Genomic DNA, 23,685 nt, shown 5'->3' on the forward strand with positions numbered 1-23,685 from the left:
TCAGATCCACCAGGAGCCCCCACCATGAGCGACAGCCGTAATGAGTTCGAGAACCTTGTCGGCCCGAGCGAGAGCCTGCGCGTGATGGAGTCGCTAAAGCGCGGTGCCTCGCGGCGCGACGTATTGAAAATGCTGATGGCAGGCGGCATGCAGGCCACGCTGGCCGGCGGGCTGGCGGGCACGGCGGTGTCCGTCTATGCACAGACGCCGCGCCGTGGCGGGCGCATCCGTGTGGCGGTTGCCACCGCGGCAGCCACGGACACGCTGGATCCGGCCAAGCAGTCGAACCAGAACGACTACGTGCGCTGCAACATGGTCTACAACGGTCTGTTTTCGCTCGACAGCACGCTGACGCCGCAGCCGGCGCTGGCCGAATCGTTCCACACCACCGATGCCAAGACGTGGGTGTTCACGTTGCGCAAGGGCGTGACTTTCCACGATGGCAAAGCGCTGTCGCCGGCCGACGTGGTGTATTCCATCCAGCGCCATAAAGACCCGGCCACCGCTTCCAAGGCCAAGGTGCTGGCCGATCAGATCGACAGCATCAAGGCCAGTGGCCCGGACGAGGTGACGGTGGTGCTGACCGCCCCGAACGCCGATCTGCCGGTGGTGCTGGGCACATACCACTTCCAGATCGTCAAAGACGGCACGAAAGACTTCAATGCCGGTATCGGCACCGGCCCGTACAAGCTCAAGGAGTTCAAGCCCGGCGTGCGCACGTTGGTGGTCCGCAACGAGGGCTACTGGAAACCAGGCAAGCCGTATCTGGATGAAATCGAGATGGTCGGCATCGGCGATGACAGCGCGCGCGTCAACGCGCTGCTCTCGGGTGGGATGGACTTGGTGGCCTCGGTCGACCCGCGCTCGGTAGCACGTGTCAAGGGCACGCCGGGTTACTCCATCTTCACCACGCAGTCGGGCCAGTATTCCGACCTGATCATGCGCGGGGACGTGGGGCCCGGCACGAACCCTGACTTTGCGCTGGCCATGAAGTATCTGTTCGACCGCGAGCAGATGAAGCGGACCATTGCGCTGGGCAACGCCGTGATCGCCAACGACCAGCCGATCGACCCGACCAACCGCTTCTACTTCAAGGGATTGCCGCAGCGCCCGTTCGACCTGGACAAGGCCAAGTTCCACCTGAAGAAATCCGGCGTGAGCGGAAAGGTTCCGGTGGTGGCATCGCCGGCGGCCACGTATTCGGTGGAGATTGCGCTGGTGCTGCAGCAGACCGCGCAGCGCATCGGGCTGGATCTGGACGTCAAGCGCATGCCGGCCGACGGTTACTGGTCCAACCACTGGCTCAACAGCCCGGTGGGTTTTGGCAACGTCAACCCGCGCCCGAGTGCCGACACCATCCTCACGCAGTTCTTCAAGTCCGATGCAGCGTGGAACGAGTCGCGCTGGAAGAACCCCAAGTTTGACCAGTTGCTGATGGCCGCACGCGCGGAAACGGACGTTGCCAAGCGCAAGCAGATGTATGCGGACATGCAGACGATGATCCACGACGAGGCCGGCATCGGCATTCCGATGTTCCTGGCCAGCATTGACGGGCACACGTCCAAGCTCAAGGGTTTCTCGGCGATCCCGCTGGGCGGCCTGATGGGCTATGCGTTTGCTGAGCACGTTTGGCTTGAAGCCTGACGGCGCGCCCGGGGTGTCAATGGCGTTCTTGCCCAAGGTGATGAAGGAGCTGTCATGAATCGAGTCATCCTGAAGCTGCTGGCGCGGCGGGTGGCGCTGGCGTTGCTGTCGCTGCTGGCGGTGTCGGTGATCGTCTTCTCGATCACCGCCGTGCTGCCGGGCGACGCGGCGCAAGAGCAGTTGGGGCAGGACGCCACACCCGAGGCGCTCGCGGCGCTGCGCGCACAGATGGGGCTGAACGTGCCGGCACCGCAGCGCTATGCACACTGGCTGGCCGGCATTGCACGCGGTGACCTGGGCCAATCGACCACCACGCAGATGCCGGTGGCCGACCTGGTGGCGAGCCGCTTGCCCAACTCGCTGCTGCTCGCCGCGGTGACGGCGCTGTTCTCGGTGCCGGTTGCGCTCAGCCTCGGGGTGGCTTCGGCCGTGTGGCGCGGGTCGTGGTTCGACCGGCTGGCATCCACGGCTTCGGTGGCGGTGGTGTCGGTGCCCGAGTTCCTGGTGGCGACGCTGGCGGTGCTGGTGTTTGCCGTCAAGCTGCGCTGGTTGCCAGCGCTGTCATACGTCAACGACATTGAATCGCTCGGCCAGATGTTGCAGGCCTTTGCCATGCCGGTGCTCAGTCTGTGCTGCGTGATCGTCGCGCAGATGATGCGCATGAGCCGCGCGGCCGTCATTGACCAGCTCGAGGCGCCGTATATCGAGATGGTCCGCCTCAAGGGCGCTTCGCCGATGCGTGTGGTACTGGCGCACGCCTTGCCAAACGCCGTGGGGCCGATCGCCAATGCGGTGGCACTGTCGCTGTCGTACCTGCTGGGCGGGGTGATCATCATCGAGACGATTTTCAACTACCCCGGCATCGCCAAGCTGATGGTCGATGGCGTGTCGCAGCGCGACATGCCGCTGGTGCAGGCCTGCGCGATGATCTTCTGCGCCGGCTACCTGCTGCTCGTGACCACTGCCGATGTGCTGGGCATCGTTGCCAACCCGCGTCTGCGGCACCGCTGAAATCGCGCTGAAATCGCGCTGAAATCGCGTTGATACGGATCCTATGAATAAGAGCCTGACGATGGAAACCACGCCTACCTCTCCAACGTTGCCGGCTACCACGCCGCCGCCTGCCCCGCGCCACCGGGTCCGGCACCTGCTGAGCAGCTTTGGCATCACGGGCCTCATTGGCCTGACGGTGTTGGTGTTCTGGCTGCTGGCAGCCGTGGTCGGCCCCGCGCTGCTGCCGGCCCACCTGATCACCAATGGCGACGGCAATGGCGATGTGTTCGGGCCCATGAGCGCCGCGCACTGGTTCGGCACCGATTACCTCGGCCGCGACATGTTCGTCCGCGTGGTCGAAGGTGCGCGCTACACGGTGGGCGTAGCGCTGGTGGCCACCCTGCTGGCCAGCGGCACGGGCACGGTGCTGGCGCTGTTTGCGGCGGCCATGGGCGGGCTGGTCGATGCCACATTGAGCCGCGTGCTCGATACGCTCACGGCCATCCCGAGCAAGATGTTCGCCCTGCTGATGGTGGCGGGCTTCGGCTCGTCGGTGACGATGCTGGTGGTGACGGCGGCCATCATCTACGTGCCGGGGGCGTATCGCATTGCACGCTCGCTGGCGGTCAACATCAACGCGCTGGATTACGTGGTCGTGGCACGCACGCGCGGCGAGGGCACGCTGTACATCATGCTGCGCGAGATTCTGCCGAACATTCTCGGGCCCATGCTGGCCGATCTGGGGCTGCGCTTTGTGTATGTGGTGCTGCTGCTGGCGAGCCTGAGCTTCCTCGGTCTCGGCATTCAGCCGCCGTCGGCCGACTGGGGTTCGCTCGTGCGCGAGAACATCGGGGCGCTGCCGGACGCGGGCGCCTCCGTCATCGTGCCGGCGCTGGCCATTGCCAGCCTGACCATCGCCGTCAACATCGTCATCGACAACCTGCCGGGCCGCGCGGCTCGCGAACGAGGAGGGCGTTGAATATGGGCGCGTCCGTCGTTGTAGAGGGCCTGCGCATTACCGCAGGCGAACAGACCCTCGTAGAGAACCTCAGCTTCGCCATCCAGCCCGGCGAGGTACTGGCGCTGATTGGTGAATCCGGCTCGGGCAAGACCACCACCGCGTTGGCGCTGATGGGCTATGCGCGCCACGGTTGCGAGATTGCCGGTGGCAGCGTGCGCATCGGCGAGGTTGACGTCCTGCACCTGCCGGCCGCCCAGCAGCGCGCCCTGCGCGGGCGCACTGTGGCCTATATCGCGCAGAGCGCGGCGGCGTCATTCAACCCGTCGCGCACGATCCTGGATCAGGTGGTGGAGCCGGCACGCATTCACGGCACGATGACGCGCGCGCAGGCGGAAGCCAAAGCCGTACAGCTGTTCCGCGAACTGGCGCTGCCCAATCCGGACACCATCGGCCAGCGCTATCCGCACCAGGTCTCCGGCGGCCAGCTGCAGCGGCTCATGGCGGCGATGGCGCTCATCACCGATCCGGATCTCGTGATCCTAGACGAGCCCACCACCGCGCTGGATGTGACCACGCAGATTGAAGTGCTGCGCGCGTTCCGCCGCGTGGTGCGTGAGCGTCGCGCCACCGCCGTCTATGTGAGCCACGACCTGGCCGTGGTGGCGCAGATGGCGGATCACATCCTGGTGCTGCGTGGCGGCCAGATGCAGGAGCTGAATCCGACGGCGCACATCCTGGCCGCGCCCGATCACGATTACACGAAGAGCCTGCTGGCCGCAGCCCGGCCCGCAGCCCGCCCCGCCGAACGCTGCATGGGCGAGGGCGAACTGCTGCTCGACGTACACGAACTGGGCGCCGGATACGGACCGGTGGATGCCAAGGGCCAGCCGGCCACGCGCATTCTCGATGACATCAACTTCAAGCTCTATCGCGGACAGGCCATTGGCGTGATCGGCGAATCGGGCTCGGGCAAGACCACGCTGGCGCGGGCCATTGCGGGCCTCATTGCGCCGTGCCAGGGCAACATGATGTTTGCCGGCCGCGAGCTCAAGCCGCTGCTTGCCAATCGGACCCATGAAGAGCTGCGCCGCATCCAGATCGTCTTCCAGATGGCCGATACGGCGCTCAACCCGTCGCACACCATCGAGCGCATCCTGGCGCGGCCGCTGCAGTTCTACAAAGGTTTGAAGGGCGAGGCGTTGCAGCGGCGCATTCGCGAGCTGCTCGACCTCGTGCGGCTGCCGCACAGCGTGGCGCAACGTCTGCCGGGTGGGCTGTCGGGTGGGCAGAAGCAGCGGGTGAATCTGGCGCGCGCGCTGGCCGCCGAGCCCGATTTGATTCTTTGCGACGAGGTGACTTCCGCGCTCGACACGGTGGTGGGTGCGGCGGTGCTCAACCTCATGGCCGACCTGCGGCGCGATCTGGGCGTGTCGTACCTGTTCATCAGTCACGACCTGCATACCGTGCGGGCCGTGTGCGACGAGATCGTCGTCATGCAGCATGGCCGCAAGCTCACGCAGGTGGCGCGCGCCGATTTTGATCGCGGCCCGCACCATCCGTATTACGAACAACTCGCCAACTCAGTGCCGGAGCTGCGCCAGGGGTGGCTTGATGAGCGGGACCGCTTGATGCCCCATCCAGCGGCCCTCTCTGCCTAATAAGACAAAGGAGCGACATGATTCCCGCATTCCGTATTGCGATCATCCCCGGTGACGGCATTGGCAAGGAGGTCATGCCCGAGGGCTTGCGTGTAATTCAGGCCGCAGCCGAGCGCTTCGGCTTCGAGCTGGAGTGCCACACCATCGAATGGGCCAGCTGCGACTACTACCAGCAGCACGGCAAGATGATGCCCGACGACTGGAAAGCGCAGCTCAAGGGCATGGACGCGATTTTCTTTGGCGCTGTGGGCTGGCCGCAGACGGTGCCCGACCACATCTCGCTGTGGGGCTCGCTGCTCAAGTTCCGCCGCGAGTTCGACCAGTACATCAACCTACGCCCGGTGCGCCTGTTTGAAGGCGTGCCGTGTCCGCTGGCCAACCGCAAGCCCGGCGACATCGACTACTACGTCGTGCGCGAAAACACCGAGGGCGAATACACCTCGCTCGGCGGCATCATGTACGAAGGCACCGACCGCGAGATCGTGATCCAGGAATCGGTCTACTCGCGCAAGGGCGCCGAGCGCTTGCTGAAGTTCGCCTTTGATCTCGCGCAGAGCCGCGCGCGCAAGCACGTGACGCTCGCCACCAAGAGCAACGGCATCGCCATCAGCATGCCGTGGTGGGACGCCCGCGCGGATGAAGTCGCGCAACACTACCCCGACGTCACGCTCGACAAGCAGCACATCGACATCCTGACCGCGCGTTTTGTGCTGCAGCCGGGCCGTTTTGATGTGGTGGCCGCCACCAACCTGTTCGGCGACATCCTCTCGGACCTGGGCCCCGCGACCACCGGCACGATTGGCCTGGCACCGTCGGCCAACCTGAACCCGGATCGCACGTTCCCCTCGCTGTTCGAGCCGGTGCACGGCTCCGCGCCGGACATCTACGGCAAGAACATCGCCAACCCAATTGCGATGATCTGGTCGGGCGCGCTGATGCTCGATTTCCTGACGCAGGGGCAGGGGCCTGGGCGCGCGGCGCACGATGCCATCGTCGCCGCCATCGAGGCAGTGCTCAAGGACGGCCCGCGTACGCCGGACCTGGGCGGCACGGCCAACACCACGCAGGTGGGCGAGGCGATTGCCGCTCTTGTTGCCGCCGCTTGATCCATCTTCTGCAGACCCGAACCATGTCTCTCGCCCTGACCCGCACCGATCTGATCCGCAACGCCAACTACATCGCTGGCGAATGGGCGGCCACCGCTGGCCCGTTGCTGGAAGTGACCGATCCTGCGACCGGTGACGTCATTGCCCGCGTGCCCGATTCGGGCGCAGCCGAAGCACGCGCCGCGCTCGAAGCCGCGCATGCGGCCTTCCCGACCTGGCGCAAGGTGCCCGCCAAACAGCGCGCGCAGATCATCAAGCGCTGGAACGATCTGGTGCTCGCGCATCAGGATGATCTAGGCAAGCTGATCTCGCTGGAACAAGGCAAGCCGCTGGCCGAAGGCAAGGGCGAAGTGTCCTACGCCGCAAGCTATATCGAATGGTTTGGCGAACAGGCCACGCGCATGAATGGCGAGGTCATTCCCGCACCGGTGCCGGGCCGGCGCATGTTTGCGCTCAAGGAGCCGGTGGGTGTGGTCGCGGCCATTACACCGTGGAATTTTCCGGCGGCGATGATTGCGCGCAAGATTGCACCGGCGCTGGCCGTGGGCTGCACCGTGGTCTGCAAGCCGGCCGAAGACACGCCGTTGACGTCGCTGGCCCTGGTGCGCCTCGCGCAGGAAGCGGGTGTGCCGCCGGGCGTGCTCAACATCGTCACCGCCTCGCGCGAACGCACGCCCGAGGTGGTGGATGTGTGGCTGGACGATGCGCGCGTGCGCAAGATCACGTTTACGGGCTCCACCCCCGTGGGTAAGCACCTCGCGCGCCGCAGTGCAGACACGTTGAAAAAGCTCTCGCTCGAGCTGGGCGGTAACGCGCCCTTCATCGTGTTCGAGGATGCTGACATCGACGCCGCTGTGGATGGCTTCATGGCCGCTAAATTTCGCAATGGCGGGCAGACCTGCGTGTGCCCGAATCGTGTGTTCGTGCATGACGCCGTGCACGACGCGTTTGCGACCAAGCTGGCGGCGCGCGTTGCCGCACTCAAGGTCGGGCCGGCCAGCGATCCGGCGTCGCAGATCGGTCCGATGATCAACGCGCGCGCCGTCGAGAAGATCGACCGGCATGTGCGGGATGCCATCGCGAAGGGGGCCAAGCTGTTGACGGGCGGCGAGCGCCTGACGCAGCTCGGCGCAAACTATTACGCGCCCACTGTACTCACCAACGCCGACGCAACCATGGCCTGCGCGTGCGAAGAAACCTTTGGCCCCGTGGCGCCGCTCACGCGCTTCACCACTGAAGCCGACGTGATTGCCGCCGCCAACGACACGCCGTTCGGCTTGGCTGCCTATTTCTACAGCCAGGATGTGCGCCGCATCTGGCGCGTGGCCGAAGCGCTGGAGAGCGGCATTGTCGGTATCAACGAAGGCGCGCTCGCTGCCGAGGCCGCCCCGTTTGGCGGGGTGAAGGAATCGGGCTACGGCCGAGAGGGCTCCGTCCATGGATTGGACGACTACCTCCACACCAAGTACGTCTGCCAAGGTCAGCTCGACTGATCACTTGCACCGAACGACTTGATACAGGCATGAAAAACGGCGGACTGCGTCCGCCGGAAATCAGGAGCCAACGTTGTAGCGGGCCGCATCGTAAGACGCGGCCCGTTTGCTTTTGCGCTTACCGCTTGATGTCAGTCAGGTGCTTCATGACGCCTTCGTAGCGGAATGTATGGATCGGGCGATCCATCGACTGCATCTGCTGCAGTTGCACCGCTTGCGGACGCAGCGAGCCGGTCGGCGTGACCGACTGCGCGGCCAGTGTTGCCACCGCCGGCTGGAAGTTCTGGATGCCGACGATCTGGTCATACAGCGCCTTGTCGATGATCTGCGCGTTGTACAACTGCGTGGCGTCGCCCGCGATGTTGGTCGTCGCCGCCTTGTTGGTGATGGAACCGGCCTGCGCCAGCAGCGCGCTCCACAGCGTGGGGCTGTAGTTGGTCACGTAGTAGTCCAGGCCGCTCGGGTTGGCGAGCACGGCTGAGCACGTCGGCAGCGTGACCTGCGCGGTCTGCTGGTCCAGCACGACAGTCTGCGTCTGGCCGAAGTTGTCGCCGTAGGCCAGCGTGAGCGGAATGTTCCACTGGTAGCCGGAATAGACGTTCTTGTTCGGGAAGGCACTCTGCGTGATGGTCAACACGTTCTGGTTGGTGGCGGGGTTGCACTGCGCGTCGATGGTCACGAGCGGCACGCCGGTCTGGCGCACGAAGCTGTCGCCCACCTTGCTGACCATGCCCGCGGGCTTGCCGCTGGCGGCTTCCAGTTCTGCCCACAGGCGCGGTGGCGTGCCGTTGCCGAACTTGTATTTGTTCAGGTAGCTCTGCAGACCCTTGCGCATCGCATCCTTGCCGACGTAGTTCTCCAGCATCTGCAGGACATGGCCGCCCTTGTTGTAGGCAAAGCGGTCCAGGAAGTCCATCGAGCCGGCATCGCTCAGGTTGTGCTGCACCGGCACGGCGGTCGGCTGCAGGTCCAGTGTCATCACACGTTGCTTGACTGCCGCATAGCCATCCCACGTATTGCCCTGGAACTCGGGGTGCAGCGTGATCTTGGTGACGTTCTCGAACCAGTTGGCGAAGGATTCGTTCAGCCAGATGTCGTCCCACCAGTCGAGCGTGACGAGGTCGCCAAACCATTGGTGTGCCAGCTCATGCGACACCACCACGAACGAGCGCGCTTTGCCCATCGAGTGGACGGTCGTGGGTGCCCCATCGGGCGGCACCAGCACCTGGTCGGCAAATTCGAAGATGGCACCCCAGTTCTCCATGCCGCCAAAGCCCGCGTTCTTGTTGTTGTAGCTGTCGTTGGCAACGATGGTGTCCATCTTGTCGAACGGCAGGGGGATCTGGAAGTAGTTGTAGTAGTGGTTCAGCGCTTCCTTCGTGAACTGCATGCCGGCCACCGCCGAGTGCGCCTCGCCGGGCGGCACCCACCAGCGCAGGCGCATGCTGCTGCCGTCAAGCGGGTTGGTGAACTGGTCTTCCAGAATGTCGAACTTGCCGCCGCCGAAGAACAGAAGGTAAGCCGGCATCGACGGCGTCTTGGCAAACGAGACCAGTTGGTAGCCATCCGGCAGCTTGGTCGCGCCGGTCTGCTTGCCGTTGGCCACGGCCTTCCAGTCGCCCGGGATCTCCGCCGTCACCTCGAAAGTGTTGCGGAAGGCCGGCTCATCCCAGCTCGGGAACCACTCGCGCGCGAAGTTCGATTCACCCTGCGTGACGATGGCGTCGGAGCTCTCACCAGTCGCTGCCTGCAGGCCCAGCTTGAAGATGCCCTCGGCCTTGGTGAAGTTGATCGTGCCTGTCCATTCCATATGGAGCACGTAGTTGCCGGGCTTGATGTCCCCGGTCGGGTCGCGCAGGTCGTAGAAGGCGCCTTGTGATTGCGGGATCGGCACAAGCACGCGCGACGGGCCGCCCGACGTGGGCGTGAGCGTCAGGCGCGAGGCATCGAACTTCAGATCGCGCACGGCCAACGTGACAGCGCCGGTCTGCTTGGTGACCTTGATCTCGACATCGGCACGGCCCGAGAAGCTGTTGAGGTCTGCACTCGGGCGGAACCACAGCTTGTAATTGACTGGCTTGATGGTGTCCGGCAGCTCCACCGGCGGCACGGATGCGTCGACGGCCGGGGCAGGCGCATTGGTGTTGCCGGTATTGGCATTGCCCTGCTGCTGCGAGCCGTTTGCGTCGACCTTGCTGCCCGCCGGGGTGAGCGCATCATCTCCACCGCCGCCGCAGGCGGCCAGAATCAGCGCGGCCGCAGCCTGCGCCACGAGCGCCAGCTTGAATGAGCGGCGCGCTCGCAGGTCGCCCGTGTGGCTTGCGTGTGTCGTGGCCGTACGACGCTGGGTTGTCAAATCCCGCATTGCATTTCTCCTGAGATGGAAACGAATCGGCGGCCCAGGACTCAAAAAAGGAAAATGGGCAGGCCGCAGAATCGGGACAAGGAATGACCCGCTTGTTGCGCGGTGCAAATCACAGCCCGCGCACGGGATGCACGGATTCTGGAGGAAATGGCTTGTGAATCGAGACGAAGTTTTTTAAATCTCGTCCGATAAAGTACGCGGCGATATTTGCAGTTTTAGGTGCCCGCGTCTGCAAGGTGGCGGGCGAACCGGCAGGCTTTAGCCCACTTTTGCAAAGTGCGTTGAAAAAACGAAACGTATTCTGCGGTTTGTGAAACTATCTTAAAAATAGAAACGATTATTTTTACAACGCCAGATAAAGCAAAACTGAATACGGCGTATTTCGAGGGAAACCCCGTTCGGGAACTTTCGTGGGGTGTCTCAAGGTATTGCGCTGCGACAGCGAGCAGAACGTCGCCAGTGTGGGGGTAATCCTTCCGGATGAGGCGGTGGCCATGCGCGGTGTTGCGCAAAGCCGTTACGCTCCTGAAGTTTGCGAAAAGCGTTTCTCGTTGAGTAATTCATGCAATCCGCGTCCGATAGCGTCAACAGCCCGGCGGCTGTGGGAGTCGACCTGATCGACTTCTTCGATGTCACTCCCACCTCGCTGTGGTTGGAGGATTACAGCGATCTGCACCGCCTCTTTGCCCAGTGGCGCGCAGCCGGTGTCACCGACCTGCGGCGCTTTCTCGAGGAAGACACATCGCGCGTGGCGGCGTGCTCGGCCTGCATCAAGGTGCTGCGTGTGAACCGGCGCACGCTGTCGATGTACCGTGCGCCGGATGCCGCAACCCTGACCGCCCGCCTGGCCGACGTGCTGCGCGACGACATGCTCGAAGCCCACGTGGGCGAGCTTGTCCAGATGTGGTCTGGCGAGCGATCGTTCGAGAGTCGCAGCGTCAACTACACGCTGGACGGCCGCCGCCTCGACATCCTGCTCAAGGGCGTGTTGCTGCCCGACCACGACAAGCCATGGGACCGCGTGCTTGTGGCCGTGGACGACATCACCGAGCTTGAAGACGCGCGCCGCCGGGCCGCGGCCAGCCAGCTCTATGCGCGTGGCGTGTTCGAACACGCGCCGGTGTCGCTGTGGGTGGAGAACTTCAGCACCATCAAGATGCTGCTGGACGAAGTGCGCATGCAGGGCATCACTGATTTCCGCACCTTCACCGACGTGCATCCGGAGTTTGTCGAGCGCTGCATGCAGGAGATCCAGGTGCTCGACGTCAACGGCTTCACGCTGGAGATGTTCAAGGCGCGCAACCGCAACGACCTGCTCAGCCGCCTGCCCGAAGTCTTTCGCGACGACATGCGCCCGCACTTTCGCGAGCAGTTGATCGACCTGTGGGACGGCAAGCTCTTCCAGCAGCGCGAAGTCGTCAACTACGGCGTGGACGGCAACCCGCTGAACATCCACCTGCAGTTCTCCGTTTTCCCCGGCCGCGAACAGGACTGGGACATGGTGCTGCTGGCGCTGACCGACATCACGGCGCGCAAGAAGGCCGAGTCGTACCTCGAATACCTCGGCAAGCACGACGTGCTCACCAAGCTGAAGAACCGCTCGTTCTATGTGGATGAGGTGAACCGCCTGGAGCGCAAGGGGCCGTTTCCCGTCACGGTCATCATGATCGACCTGAATGATCTGAAGACCGTGAATGACCAGCTCGGCCACGCCGCGGGCGACGCCTTGCTGCGGCGTGCCGGCGAGGTGCTCGGCAAGGCCATCGACAAGCCGGCGCATGCCGCGCGCATTGGTGGCGACGAGTTTGCCGTGCTCATGCCCGGCGCAGATGCAGAGGCGGGCCAGGCGTTGATGGAAAGCCTGCGCAAGCTGGTCGAGCTCAACAACCAGTTCTATTCGGGCCCGGCGCTCGGGTTCTCCATGGGCTGTGCCACCTGCCACGAAGGTGAGCGTCTGGAAGACGTCCTGCGCGAAGCGGATGTCGCGATGTACGAAGACAAGCGCGTGCAGCACGAAGGGAAGCGTACCGCGTAGCTCCCGTGATTTGTGCGTGCAGTGCACAAATCCTGTAGTCCGACCGGTCTGGTCCTGACCAAGATGCGCTGACAGACTGCGCTCCTGATCTTTCCTCAGGAGCCGCCATGACCTTCCGCCTTTTCCATTTTGTCAAAACGATCGCCACCGGCATGTCGCTCACGGCTGCTGTGGTGCCCACCGCACCTGCGGCGCAACCCAATCCGCATCCGACCATTCGCGCCATGGCCGGTGCCGGCACCCTGGACCATCTCGACCCGAAGACGACGGCGCTGGTGGTCATCGATTTCCAGAACGAATATTCCACCGGCAAGATGCCGATTCCTGACGGTGCCAAGGCCGCTGCCAACGCGAAGAAGCTGATCGCCTTTGCCGACAAGAACAAGATGCCCGTGTTCCAGGTGCAGCACGTCACGCCGGCCGGCTCCGCCGTGTTTGCCATTGACGGCGACTCCGTCCAGTTCCAGCCGGGCATGGAGCCGCGAGCGACCGATATCGTTGTGAAGAAGGACACCGTGAGCGTGTTCGCCAGCTCCGACATCGACAGGCAACTGAAGGCCAGGGGCATCAAGACGCTGGTGATTGCCGGCCTGATGACGCATGCCTGCGTGGCCGGTGCTGCGCGGGATGCGGCTCCGCTGGGCTATGGCGTCGTGGTAGCATCCGACGCCTCGGCCACGCGTGACATCACGCGCGCAAACGGCCATGCGATCGACAAGGACTCGCTGCATCGCGCCGCATTGGCGGAAGTCGAAGACACCTTCGGCGATGTCATGACGACGTCTGAGATCACGCATCTGCCCCTGCGCTAAGACTCCTCACATGATGGACCAGTTGCTTGCCATGCGCGTGTTCTGCGCCATCGTTGAGGCGCAAGGGTTTTCCGCTGCGGCGGAGCGCCTCGACAGCACGCACTCGTCCGTATCACGGCAGTTGAAGCGGCTGGAAGCCGAGCTGGGCGTACAGTTGCTCAATCGCACCACCCGACGGTTTGCACTCACGGCCGCAGGACAGCGGTACTACGACGCCTGCGTCGACATCCTCGCGCGCGTGGAAGCCGCCACACAAGCCATGGCGCATGAGCATCAGCGTGTGGCGGGCACCTTGCGCGTGAGCGTGCCGCTGGCCATTGGCACGCTGGAGCTTGCCGATTGGCTGCCGGCGTTTCAGCAGCGCTATCCCGATCTCCACCTCGATCTGTCGTGCAGCGACGAGATGGTTGATCTCGTGGCCGACGGTTTCGATGTCGCCCTGCGGATCAGTCAGCCGCTGGGCGACAGCAGCTTGGTGGCGAAAGTCCTGGTCGAGTCCGACATCGTGCTGGTCGCATCGCCGGCCTATCTGGCCCGGCACGGTTTGCCCGTTGCGCCGCAAGCGCTGGAGACGCATGCGCTGATCGCGTTCTCCGGTTCGCAGACGGCGACCGAATGGGTAATCGAAACGGCGCAAGGCGACACGGTCCGGATTCCGCTGGAAGGGCGCCTGAGCACGGACGCCATTACCGCCGCCTATTCGGCCTCGCTGTCAGGCGTTGGCATTGCGGCATTCACGTGGAATACCGTGCGGCCAGCGCTGGCGCGCGGCCATCTGGTCCATGTCCTGCCAAGCTGCACGCTCGGCAAGCGCCTCTATTACGCGCTTTATCCGCATACCCGCCATGTGGCGCCCAAGGTGCGCGCCTTTGTCGACTACATGGGCGAGCACTACCGCGCGGCGTAGCCCGCACTTTCAGTGCCAACGCTTTGCCGATTCGGAGCGATCCGATACGCCTGATCATTGCCCATGGGTACATTCACTTGTGCTGAATTGTGACGCGAGCCTCGGGCTCACTACCGGCACAATCCGATCCTGTTTTTGATTCTCCAGCGAGTGATGACGCCATGCGGTTCGACCTGCCTTCCCGTCTCGCACGCGAACCAGGTCAACCAGCCGGGCTCGAAGCCACCAAGCGTCGAGTACGGCGGTCATTGGCATGCATGGCGCTGCTGGCCGGGTTCGTGACTGCGGTGGTTCCCGTTGCCGTATTCGGCGTGATGTCGACAGCCAATACGAATACGCCTGCGCCAACGCCCCCCGCGATTGCAACGCGCGATCTGTTCGGCGTGCCCGCCCAGCCTTCGCAACCGGACGCCCGTGCCGGCGCGATTACGACCACATTGCGCCATGCGCTCGCCCAGGCCGATCTGCCGGGCGATCTTTCGCAGCAGATCCTGCGTCTGCTGCGCGGGTCGGTTGATGCGTCGGCGCAAGCATCGCCGGGGGACTACTTTCGCGTGATCTACGAACCGGCGGGCGATGGCTGTTGCGGTCAGGATGTCCGCATGACCGCGCTCGAGGTGCAGCTTCGTGGCAGTCACCACAGTGGCGTCTGGTTCGCGACAGCCGAGCGCCCGCAGGGTGACTATTACCGCTTCGACGGCACCCTCATGGCCGGACTGCGCTTCACGTTTCCGGTAGTGGCCACACGTGTGAGTTCGACCTTTGGCGGGCGCGTGCATCCGGTTTCTGGCACACAGCATGTGCACTCTGGCGTCGACCTCGCCGCACCGAAGGGCAGGGCCGTCCATGCGTCGGCTGACGGTGTCGTCTCGCACATCGGCAATGACTCGCGCGGCTACGGCAAGTACGTGGTGATCCGGCACGCGAATGGTTACGCGTCGTACTACGCCCACCTCTCCAAGATCGAGCGCGGCCTGCGTAACGGTATGCGCGTTACGCGTGCGCAACGCGTGGGCGCGGTCGGCAGCACCGGCACCGCCACCGGTCCGCACCTGCATTTCGAGGTCAAACGCGGTGATCGGCCGATCGATCCGCTCGCCCTGATCCGGAAGACGAACGTGTCTGCATTGCGAGGTGAGCAACTCGCTGCCTTCCAGCGCGTTGCCAGCGTGGCGCGGATGCGCCTTGCTGCGGCGGGGCCAGACGCGTTGACCGCCGCCAACAAGACCGGCGATGCAACCGGCCGACCCCTCACACGCTCATGAAGATTTCCACCCGTGTCCTCATGCTGTCGGCCTGGCTCGTGTTGAGCCTGGCCGGTACCGCGCTGATCGTCTCGCGCTCAGTTTCGGAGGCATACAACCGCTTTTTCCAGGACTCCAGCATCGCGATCCGGCAACTCAGCCAGAAGGCCGCGCAACACGAGGCCATCCTGGCGACGCTGGGCGCAACGCCGCTCTCGGCGCCGCCGGCAGACATGCTCGACAGCCTGCGCGAACGCATGCCGCAAGTCACGGCCATCGCCTTCTGGAAACCCGGCGCCGGATGGCAAGGCGAGGGCGGTGTCATGCCGACAGCGGCGCTTGCACACGCCAACAACGGAAAGTTCGCGCTCCAGTTTGACGGCGCGCAGGCGTACTGGCTCGTGGCCGAAAGTGGTTGGGCCGTGCGTGTCGAGCCCGCCCGGATGCTGGATGCGGGGGACTGGCCGGATTCGATCTCGTCTTCCGCACTACGCTTGCGCGACCACACATTCGCGTTGTTGCAACGGCCCGATTTCAACACGCAGCCAGGTTGGACGTTTCGTCTCGAAAAACACCTGCCTGTGCTGCCGCAAGCGTTCGTGCTCGACACCACCCGCACGCTGACGCTGACCGATCTGCCCTGGCTGCCGATTGCGCTCTGGAATGCCGTCGCCGTGTTGATTGCGCTGGGGGCGTCGAGTATCTGGCGGCTGCGAGAAGTCCATCGCCGTGAACACACCCGCGCCCGCATCGACCGCTTTGGCCGGCTCGATACCTTTGGCGAGATGGCCGCCGGCCTCGCTCACGAACTCAACCAGCCGCTGACGGCCATCATCACGCATACCCGTGCGGCGGAACGCATGCTCGATATGCCAACCGAGCGAGACAGCGTGCGCCGGGCGCTGCAAACCGGTGTCGCCCAGGCCAAGCGGGCCGCCGCCATTCTCGATCGGCTGCGTACCGCCGTCACGTCCACGCAAGCTGGCAAACGCAGCTCGCTCGATACCGATGCGTTGATGGGCACCTTGCTGTTCCTGTTCCGCGATGAACTGGCACGCGACAACATCCACCTCGTTTGGAACAACACCGCGCCGCGCGCGCAACCGCTTGGCGAGCAGGTGGCTGTGGAGCAGATTCTCTACAACCTGATCCGCAATGCGCGCGATGCCCTCGCGGCCACGTCTCGCAATGGCGCCCGCGGTGAGATTCGCGTCAATGGCGGCTGCATCGGGCGGCGCTACCGCTTCAGCGTCGTCGACAACGGCCCCGGCGTGCCCGCCGATGCATTGCCGCGTCTGTTCGAACCCTTCTTCACCACGCGCTCCGGCGGTCTGGGCCTTGGCCTGCCGCTGTGCGAAACGCTTGCCCAGCGCCTTGAGGGCACGCTGACACTGCAGAACCTGCCGACCGGCGGCGCCGAGGCAGTGCTGATGCTCCCGCTTGCAGAGGAACCCGCATGAACACCCCTCAGAATTTGCAGACGGCGACACCCATCGTCGCCATCGTTGACGACGACGAAGCCGTGCGCGATGGCCTTGCGCTGCTGCTGCGCACGGTTGGCCTGCCCACGCGCTGCTACGCCGACGCCGCCACCTTCCTCGCCGACGCAGACGACAGCGCGCTCGGCTGCGCGCTGGTTGACGTGCGCATGCCCGGCATGAGCGGGCTCGACCTGCTGGACCGCATGAGCGAGCGCACCCATCTGCCCGTCATCGTGTTGACGGGGCACGGCAATGTCGACTCGTGCCGGCGCGCATTCAAGAGCGGCGCGCTGGATTTCCTGCGCAAGCCCGTGGACGACGATGAGCTGATCGGCGTGGTTCAGGAGGCCATCCGCCGCCACGAGCAATCGCGCGATTGCGACGACGCAATGCACGAGCGCGCAGCCCGCATCGCGACACTCAGCGCCCGCGAGCGCGAAGTGCTCGACGGCATCGTGCGGGGCCTGAGCAACAAGGAAATCGCGCGCGATCTTGGCGGGCTGTCTCCGCGCACGGTCGAGACCTATCGCGCCAACGTGTTCGACAAGTTGCAGGCGAGTTCGGTGGTCGAGCTTGTCCGTGACTACGCGATCCTGTTGGGCGTGATTGGCGGCGGCTCAGGCGCCCTGGATGTCGGCAGATGGCTCGCCGCATGACGGAATGGCGGGGTCGCGCGAGCACATGTATTCCAAATGTTGCGCGATTCGTGGCGCGTTGAACACAGACTTGAGCGCGGTTTGCGTATCGGACTGATCCGATGGTCTTTAGGGGGGGGCTTTCCTAATATCGCATCGGCATGTCAGGGGCGGGATGCTACAGCGGCTGGATGTTCGGGCTTGTTCTGTATGTCGTGGACGGCTTGAGCCTAGGTTGTCCGGCTGCCACTGCGTGCCAGATGGTTTGTTGTGGATTCACACAACACAGGCACTCATCGCATTGATGAGCAGTCGTTCTATTCGATACGTAAGGAAGTCAATCTCATGAAGAGCATCAAGTTTGTGTCCGCAGTCGCAATGGCCGCCGGCGTTCTGGTGATGGGCAACGCTCAGGCACAAGCGGCCAGTGGAGGCACCATCCGCATCACGGGTTCCGTGACCGACGCAACCTGCACGATCACCGGCGGTCCGGGCACGGATGGCGGTACGGGGAACGTTGGTGTGGCGCTGGATCCGGTTGCCGCAACCTCGCTGCAAAATCCCGGTGACGTCGCCAACCGCAAGGACTTCAGCCTGATCATCGGTGGTCCGGGTCAAGGCTCGTGCGTCAACGGCAAGGTTGCTTCGCTGTCGTTCAACGTTGCCAGCCCGCGTATCGACGCCGCTACCGGCACGCTGACCAACGCACTTGTGGGTCAGGCGACGCACACCAACATCCAGATGACGGACGCCACCGGTACGGCGCTGAATCTGGCTAGCCCGGCCACTGTCATTAATAGCCCGGCAATCGCAGATAACACGTCCACGATCAACCTGGGCGCTCAGTACTACGCTACCGGCGCTGCAACGCCGGGTCTGGTTGACACCAGCGTGCAGTACGGCGTGACTTACAACTAAGTCTCAGCTGCTAAGGCATCGGTGCTGCATGCAGCACCGATGCTGTTATCAACGAATCGAGGCACCAAAAATGCACAATGTGTTGCGTAATGCTGTAGCCAGCGTGGCGGTTGCCGCTGGGTTGTTCGCTGCCCATGCCAACGCTACCGTTGTCATTGGTGGTACGCGCATCGTCTACCCTGCCGACGAGAAAGAAGTCACGGTCAAGCTGACCAACGAGGCCACGATTCCCTCATTGGTTCAGGTTTGGTTGGATGACGGCGACGAAAAATCCACACCGGACTCGGCCAAGGTTCCGTTTACGGTGGCGCCACCCATCTTCCGCATGGACGGAGGAAAGGGGCAGGCCGTGCGCTTGGTGTACACCGGAGAACCGTTGCCCACGGATAAGGAATCGCTGTTTTGGGTGAACGTCCTGGAAGTGCCCCCCAAGGCAGATAACAAGGATGGGCGCAACAGGCTGCAGTTTGCATTCCGTACGCGCATCAAACTGTTCTTCCGCCCTGCCAAGCTTGCGGGCGACGTTGACCAGGCCGCGGACAAACTCTCTTGGAAGCTCATGCCTGCCGAAGCCGGCAAGGATCTGGCACTGCAGGTTTCCAATCCCACACCGTACTACGTCAACTTTGCTCGGGTGGGCATTGGCGCCAACGGCAAAACCATCGATGGTGACGGTGGCATGGTGGCTCCCGGACAGACTGCAACGCTTCCGCTCAAGAGTGGAGCGCATGCCCCGTCAGGCGAGATCAAAGCCGACTTCACGGTCATCACTGATTACGGCTCGCTGGTTCAGAAGCAAGCGCCGCTCGCGCGCTGATTGTTCTCTCGCAATCATTGGGGGTACCGCCTCTCAAGGCGGATAGGGTGACGGTTTCCTCCGCGTGTCGGGCGGCAAGCTGACACCCGTTACGCCCCCAACGTTTTCCCAAAGTTTCATGGCTCGTGCCGCCTCTGGTGGGGTGGTATGGCCGCCTGCTGCTCTTGATCTGGAGAAGTTAAGGATGCTGTCTCGTGACGCCAAGACAAAAGCTGCGTGCGCCGTAGGCGTACCGCGTGCCTATGTGCTGTCTGCGATGATCGCTGCGGCACTGGCGCCGAAGGCCTATGCCGAGCCAGCAGAGACAGACGCCGCGCCCTCCGCCTCCGGGGCCGTGACGTTTGACCCCGACTTCTTCCCAAAGGGTACGACCAGCAGCATCGACATTTCCCGCTTCGAGAAAAGCGGGTACATCACGCCTGGTACCTATCGCGTCGATGTGGTCCTGAACCGGCAGTGGCGCGCTCGCGAAGACATCACGTTTGCGACGGAGCCCGGCTCGCAGGAGGCGCAACTGTGCCTCGACGCGCAATCGCTTTCGCGTTACGGCGTGGATGTCTGGAAAGTCGCGATGGCAGCCGCAGAGGGCAAGGCCGAGCGGTTACCCGAGGGGCGTTTCTGCGCACCCTTGAGCCGCTACATCCCGGATGCCACAACGAGCTTCGATATGGGCAACCAGGAGCTGACGCTCACGGTTCCCCAGATCTACGAGCAACGCCAGGCACGCGGCTATGTCGACCCTTCCCAATGGGATGCGGGCACCACGGCAGCCACCCTCAGCTATAACGCAAACGCCTACACCAATACGGGCGGTACCAACTATTCGAGCGGGTACCTGGGCATCAATGCCGCCGCTCACAAAGGCGCGTGGCACCTGTATCACCAGGGCGCCCTGAATGTGTCGTCCTTTGGTGGATCCAGCTACCAATCGGCGGCGACCTACCTTCAGCACGACTTGCCGGCGTGGCGTGAGCAACTGACGGCGGGTGACCTGTTCACCTCCGGCGAGATGTTCGACAGTGTGCGCGTGCGCGGCGTGCGCCTGGCGACGGAAGACCGCATGCTGCCGCAATCGCTGCGCGGCTTTGCACCTGTGGTGCGCGGCGTTGCCGAAACCAACGCGCGCGTTGTCGTCCGCCAGAACGGCTATCTGATCTACGAAACCAACGCGGCTCCCGGCCCGTTCGTGATTGACGATCTGTACCCCACCGGGTACGGCGGCGATCTTCATGTGGAGGTGATCGAGGCCGATGGGCGTGTCAAGCGCTTTGTCGTGCCGTTCTCGACGGTGGCCCAGCTGCTGCGCCCCGGTATCAGCCGGTGGAGCGCAACGGTGGGTAAGGTCAATGGGCTGAACCTGCAGGACACACCCAATATCCTGCAGGGTACGTACCAGCGCGGCCTCACCAACATCTTGACGGCTTACGGCGGTGTCACGCTGGCATCGGGCTATCGCTCGTTTCTCGCCGGCAGTGCCGTGAACACGGATGTCGGTGCGTTCTCGCTGGATGTCACGCAGGCGCATCAGTCGGTATCGGGGCAGGCTACGTCCGATGGATTGTCCGTGCGGGTGGGCTACAACAAGAACATCGTCAATACCGGCACCAACTTGGCAGTCGCTGCTTATCGGTATTCCACCAGCGGATTCGTGGGGTTGAACGATATGGTGGCCGTTCGTGACGCGGCGGCACGTGGCTTGCCGACGGATACAGTGCTGCGTCAACGCAGCCGCGTCGACTTGAACGTGGCCCAGTCGCTCGGAGAAAGGGCGGGCTCGCTCAACGTGTCCGCGTCCATGCGTAACTACTGGTCGGGTGGCGGCAGTCAGCTGGACTACACCATCGGCTATTCGAACCGGTGGCGCGACCTGACCTACAGCGTGACCGCACAACGCACGCGGGAATCGATTGCCAGCGTGGGCCGATGGAGCGATTTCAACCAGATTCCCGGTGCGATCGAGGCTCCCACCCCGACGGTGGATGCCCGGTGGGATACGCGCATCTTCTTTACCGTGACGATTCCCCTGGGCACGAAGGCCACCTCGCCCACGGTCACGACAACGTACAACCAGTCGCAGCGGGACGGCAACAGCAGCCAGGTCAGCCTGTCCGGCAATGCCGGTGAGAACCAGCGCATCGGCTACGGCGTGACCGCCGGCCGCAACGATGGCAGCACGGCGCTGAGTGCCAACATGCGATACAACGGCGCTTACGGCCAGGCGGGTGCCAACTATAGCCAGGGTAGTGGCTATCGCCAGTTTGGCGTGGGCGCATCGGGTGGTCTGGTGGTCCACGGCGGCGGCGTGACGTTTGCCCCGGCGCTGGGTGACACCATCGGGCTGGTGTATGCCCCCGATGCCGCTGGGGCTCGGGTGTCGAACGGGCAGGGCGCCGTTGTCGACCGCAAGGGCTACGCTGTCGTGTCGAACCTGAATCCGTACGAGCTCAACACGGTCACGCTTGATCCCAAGGGCATGGCGGCCGGTACCGAACTGAAGTCGACCACGGCAAGTGTCGCGCCGCGCGCGGGCTCGGTGGTCAAGCTGACTTACGAGACGAAGGCCGGGCGTGCCGTGATCATCGAGAGTCGGAAGCCCGACGGGCAGCCGCTGCCGTTTGGCGCGGAAGTCCTGGACGATCAAGGCACGAACGTTGGCGTGGTCGGGCAGGCCAGTCGCGTCATCTCCACCGGCCTGTTGACTTCAGGGGGGCTGACGGTGCGTTGGGGCGAAGGGGCGGAAAACAGCTGCCGCATCAACGTGACCTTGCCTGACAAGCCGGCGGCAAGTGGTTTCGAGCGCTTCGATGCGGTTTGCGAGCCGGCTGGGCCGCTGGTGGCGCCAGTCAATCTTTCCGAAGCCTTCGGTCAGGCACCGCAGCCAAACGGCACCGTGCTGACAAAGGCGCGCTTCTCATCCATGCGAGTGGCACTGTCACCGCGCACTGAAATGCAGGGCTGACCATGCGACAAAGCTATTCGTCGATCCGCACGCTGTGGCTCTCCCTGGCGTTGCTGGCGCTGTGCGGCGGCGTGTCTTCTGGCGCCGTGGCGCAATCCAATGTGAGCGTGACGGGAAATTTGACTGCGGGAACGTGCCAGTGGGGCGTCGGCGGCAGTGATCACGCCGTCCTTTTGGACCCGGTCAACGTTTCCCAGCTCAGGCGGGGGCAGGTGGTGGGGCTGAAGACGTTCGATCTTGTGTTGACCAACTGCTCCGCAGGAACGGTCAGCGCAACGTTCACTTTTTCAGGAACGTCAGATGCCACCGACAAGCTGCGCTATCGCAACAACGGCACCGCGCGCGGCGTGGCCGTCGAGCTTCAATCGCGCGATGGACGGACGATTGGGGCCGATGGCACAGACAACCAACGTGTCGCCACCGTCGCAGCTACTGAGGTGACGCTGCCCCTGCAGGTCGGTTACTGGCAGGTTGGGGCGACAGCGTCGTCTGGTGACGTGGATACAGGCATTACCTTTACGATCGACTACAAGTAGACGGAAGTTGCCAGTCTGCAGCCCGTCACAGGCGGTTGCAGTGGTCTCTTCGATTCAGACCATCGGATGCGCGTGCACCGGCGTTGTTCTCAACGCCGGTGTTTTCTTTTGCAGACTGTGCTGGTTATGAAGCGCGCTCCGTAGCGTTACGGAGGCAAGGCCCGTAATCAACCGGGTTCAGCAAAGGCGGGGTGTTTCTTACGATGACGGTCTCTCTCCTCTCATCGTTCAAGGACTGTTTTCATGATCAAGACTGTTGCTCTGCCTGGCGCGCTGGCGCTCCTGTTCTCGGGCGCGGCGTTTGCCCAAACCGCTGCCGATGCTTCGAAGGAAGAAGGCTACTACGGTGCCGCGCGCATCGTCGGTGCCAAGCACAAGGCCAACAACATGGACGCCACTGCGCGTCCGGGTATTGGTTCCTTCGTTCAGATGGACGACAGCGCCAACCTCGTCACCGGCTCGTTCGCCCTGGGTTACGACTTCGGCAACGGCTGGCGTACCGAGGGTGAATACACCCTGCCGCGCAACGATACCTTCACGAGCGGTTCGTCGGCGTTCCCCAGCTACAACCAGAACAACATCCGCTCGCAACGTGTGATGGCCAACGTGTACCGCGATTTCGCTGTCGCCAAGAATGTGTCGGTGTACGCCATGGGCGGTCTGGGCCTGGCGAGCCTGAAGTCGGGTGGCTCGCAGAACAACCCGAATACGGGGGTGAACAACCCGTTCAACTCATCCAGCCAGACGAATCTGGCCTGGTCGCTGGGTGCGGGCGTTTCGTACTCCCCGATGAAGAAGGTGAACCTGGACCTTGGTTACCGCTATGTCGACATGGGTAAGGCCGAAAGCGGCTGGAATGCCTTCCGCAACGCTCGCGGCCTGCAGGATGAAATGATGCGCGCCAACCTGGTGTCGCACGAAATCTATCTGGGTGCGCGTTACAAGTTCTAAGAACGTGTTGCCGATGGATGTATGGTCGCCGCGCGGATAACTCCCCGTGCTGGCTAGACGCCCGGAGCGCTGATGCGTTCCGGGCGTTGTCGCTTCTGGCAGACGAGATAATCGCCTGGGCTTTGTGTCCAGGCGATTTTCTTATACATGCCAGGCGGTGATCCGAGATT

Annotated in this window: 18 protein-coding genes; 17 read left to right on the plus strand and 1 reads right to left on the minus strand. The window is 63.7% G+C overall.

Annotation, left to right across the window (positions count from 1 at the left end):
- Window positions 1-24: 24 nt before the first annotated feature.
- The 6 genes from NG900_RS04960 to NG900_RS04985 all read left to right on the plus strand — a co-directional run bounded on the left by NG900_RS04960 (window position 25) and on the right by NG900_RS04985 (window position 7,855).
- On the plus strand, window positions 25-1,644 hold the full coding sequence (locus NG900_RS04960) for an ABC transporter substrate-binding protein (protein WP_252677359.1): 1,620 nt from the start codon (window positions 25-27) through the stop codon (window positions 1,642-1,644).
- A gap of 54 nt (window positions 1,645-1,698) precedes the next feature.
- Window positions 1,699-2,655, plus strand: coding sequence for an ABC transporter permease (locus NG900_RS04965; RefSeq protein ID WP_252677361.1), 957 nt, complete (start codon window positions 1,699-1,701; stop codon window positions 2,653-2,655).
- Between the two features lie 61 nt (window positions 2,656-2,716).
- Complete coding sequence (locus tag NG900_RS04970; protein ID WP_252678427.1) at window positions 2,717-3,616, plus strand: ABC transporter permease; 900 nt, start codon at window positions 2,717-2,719, stop codon at window positions 3,614-3,616.
- Between the two features lie 2 nt (window positions 3,617-3,618).
- Window positions 3,619-5,256 (plus strand): ABC transporter ATP-binding protein, encoded by a 1,638-nt coding sequence (locus tag NG900_RS04975; protein WP_252677363.1) that lies wholly within the window; start codon window positions 3,619-3,621, stop codon window positions 5,254-5,256.
- Window positions 5,257-5,273: 17 nt separating this feature from the next.
- Complete coding sequence (locus NG900_RS04980) at window positions 5,274-6,362, plus strand: tartrate dehydrogenase (RefSeq protein WP_252677365.1); 1,089 nt, start codon at window positions 5,274-5,276, stop codon at window positions 6,360-6,362.
- 23 nt (window positions 6,363-6,385) lie between these two features.
- Window positions 6,386-7,855, plus strand: a complete 1,470-nt coding sequence (locus tag NG900_RS04985; protein ID WP_252677368.1) for an NAD-dependent succinate-semialdehyde dehydrogenase — start codon at window positions 6,386-6,388, stop codon at window positions 7,853-7,855.
- A 118-nt stretch (window positions 7,856-7,973) separates the two neighbouring features.
- Here the strand turns inward: NG900_RS04985 and NG900_RS04990 are convergent, their stop codons facing one another.
- A complete protein-coding gene (locus tag NG900_RS04990) occupies window positions 7,974-10,220 on the minus strand; it encodes a M1 family metallopeptidase (RefSeq protein WP_252677370.1) in 2,247 nt (748 codons plus the stop codon).
- 562 nt (window positions 10,221-10,782) lie between these two features.
- On the opposite strand from NG900_RS04990, the gene NG900_RS04995 reads away from it, so the two are divergent.
- The 11 genes from NG900_RS04995 (at window position 10,783) to NG900_RS05045 (ending at window position 23,515) form a co-directional block, all read left to right on the plus strand.
- Window positions 10,783-12,255: a sensor domain-containing diguanylate cyclase gene (locus tag NG900_RS04995; RefSeq protein WP_252677372.1), complete on the plus strand. Its 1,473-nt coding sequence runs from the start codon at window positions 10,783-10,785 to the stop codon at window positions 12,253-12,255.
- 152 nt (window positions 12,256-12,407) lie between these two features.
- Window positions 12,408-13,067: a cysteine hydrolase family protein gene (locus tag NG900_RS05000; protein WP_252678429.1), complete on the plus strand. Its 660-nt coding sequence runs from the start codon at window positions 12,408-12,410 to the stop codon at window positions 13,065-13,067.
- A gap of 10 nt (window positions 13,068-13,077) precedes the next feature.
- Window positions 13,078-13,974 (plus strand): LysR family transcriptional regulator, encoded by an 897-nt coding sequence (locus NG900_RS05005; RefSeq protein ID WP_252677375.1) that lies wholly within the window; start codon window positions 13,078-13,080, stop codon window positions 13,972-13,974.
- A 257-nt stretch (window positions 13,975-14,231) separates the two neighbouring features.
- On the plus strand, window positions 14,232-15,239 hold the full coding sequence (locus NG900_RS05010; RefSeq protein WP_252677377.1) for a M23 family metallopeptidase: 1,008 nt from the start codon (window positions 14,232-14,234) through the stop codon (window positions 15,237-15,239).
- On the plus strand, window positions 15,236-16,678 hold the full coding sequence (locus tag NG900_RS05015) for a sensor histidine kinase (protein WP_252677385.1): 1,443 nt from the start codon (window positions 15,236-15,238) through the stop codon (window positions 16,676-16,678). The genes NG900_RS05010 and NG900_RS05015 overlap by 4 nt, the downstream gene beginning before the upstream one ends.
- The gene (locus NG900_RS05020; RefSeq protein WP_252677387.1) at window positions 16,675-17,355 is read left to right on the plus strand and encodes a response regulator transcription factor; all 681 of its coding nucleotides are present in this window, start codon (window positions 16,675-16,677) and stop codon (window positions 17,353-17,355) included. Before NG900_RS05015 ends, NG900_RS05020 begins: the two co-directional genes overlap by 4 nt.
- Before the next feature lie 324 nt (window positions 17,356-17,679).
- Window positions 17,680-18,252 carry a fimbrial protein gene (locus tag NG900_RS05025; protein WP_252677389.1) on the plus strand — a complete coding sequence of 191 codons (573 nt, stop codon included), beginning with the start codon at window positions 17,680-17,682 and terminating at the stop codon, window positions 18,250-18,252.
- A gap of 70 nt (window positions 18,253-18,322) precedes the next feature.
- A complete protein-coding gene (locus tag NG900_RS05030) occupies window positions 18,323-19,069 on the plus strand; it encodes a fimbrial biogenesis chaperone (RefSeq protein WP_252677391.1) in 747 nt (248 codons plus the stop codon).
- Window positions 19,070-19,253: 184 nt separating this feature from the next.
- On the plus strand, window positions 19,254-22,028 hold the full coding sequence (locus tag NG900_RS05035; RefSeq protein ID WP_252677393.1) for a fimbria/pilus outer membrane usher protein: 2,775 nt from the start codon (window positions 19,254-19,256) through the stop codon (window positions 22,026-22,028).
- Between the two features lie 2 nt (window positions 22,029-22,030).
- Window positions 22,031-22,564, plus strand: coding sequence for a fimbrial protein (locus tag NG900_RS05040; protein ID WP_252677395.1), 534 nt, complete (start codon window positions 22,031-22,033; stop codon window positions 22,562-22,564).
- A gap of 243 nt (window positions 22,565-22,807) precedes the next feature.
- On the plus strand, window positions 22,808-23,515 hold the full coding sequence (locus NG900_RS05045; RefSeq protein ID WP_252677397.1) for an outer membrane protein: 708 nt from the start codon (window positions 22,808-22,810) through the stop codon (window positions 23,513-23,515).
- Window positions 23,516-23,685 lie beyond the last annotated feature (170 nt).

Source organism: Ralstonia soli (assembly GCF_023955655.1).
GTDB lineage: Bacteria > Pseudomonadota > Gammaproteobacteria > Burkholderiales > Burkholderiaceae > Ralstonia > Ralstonia soli.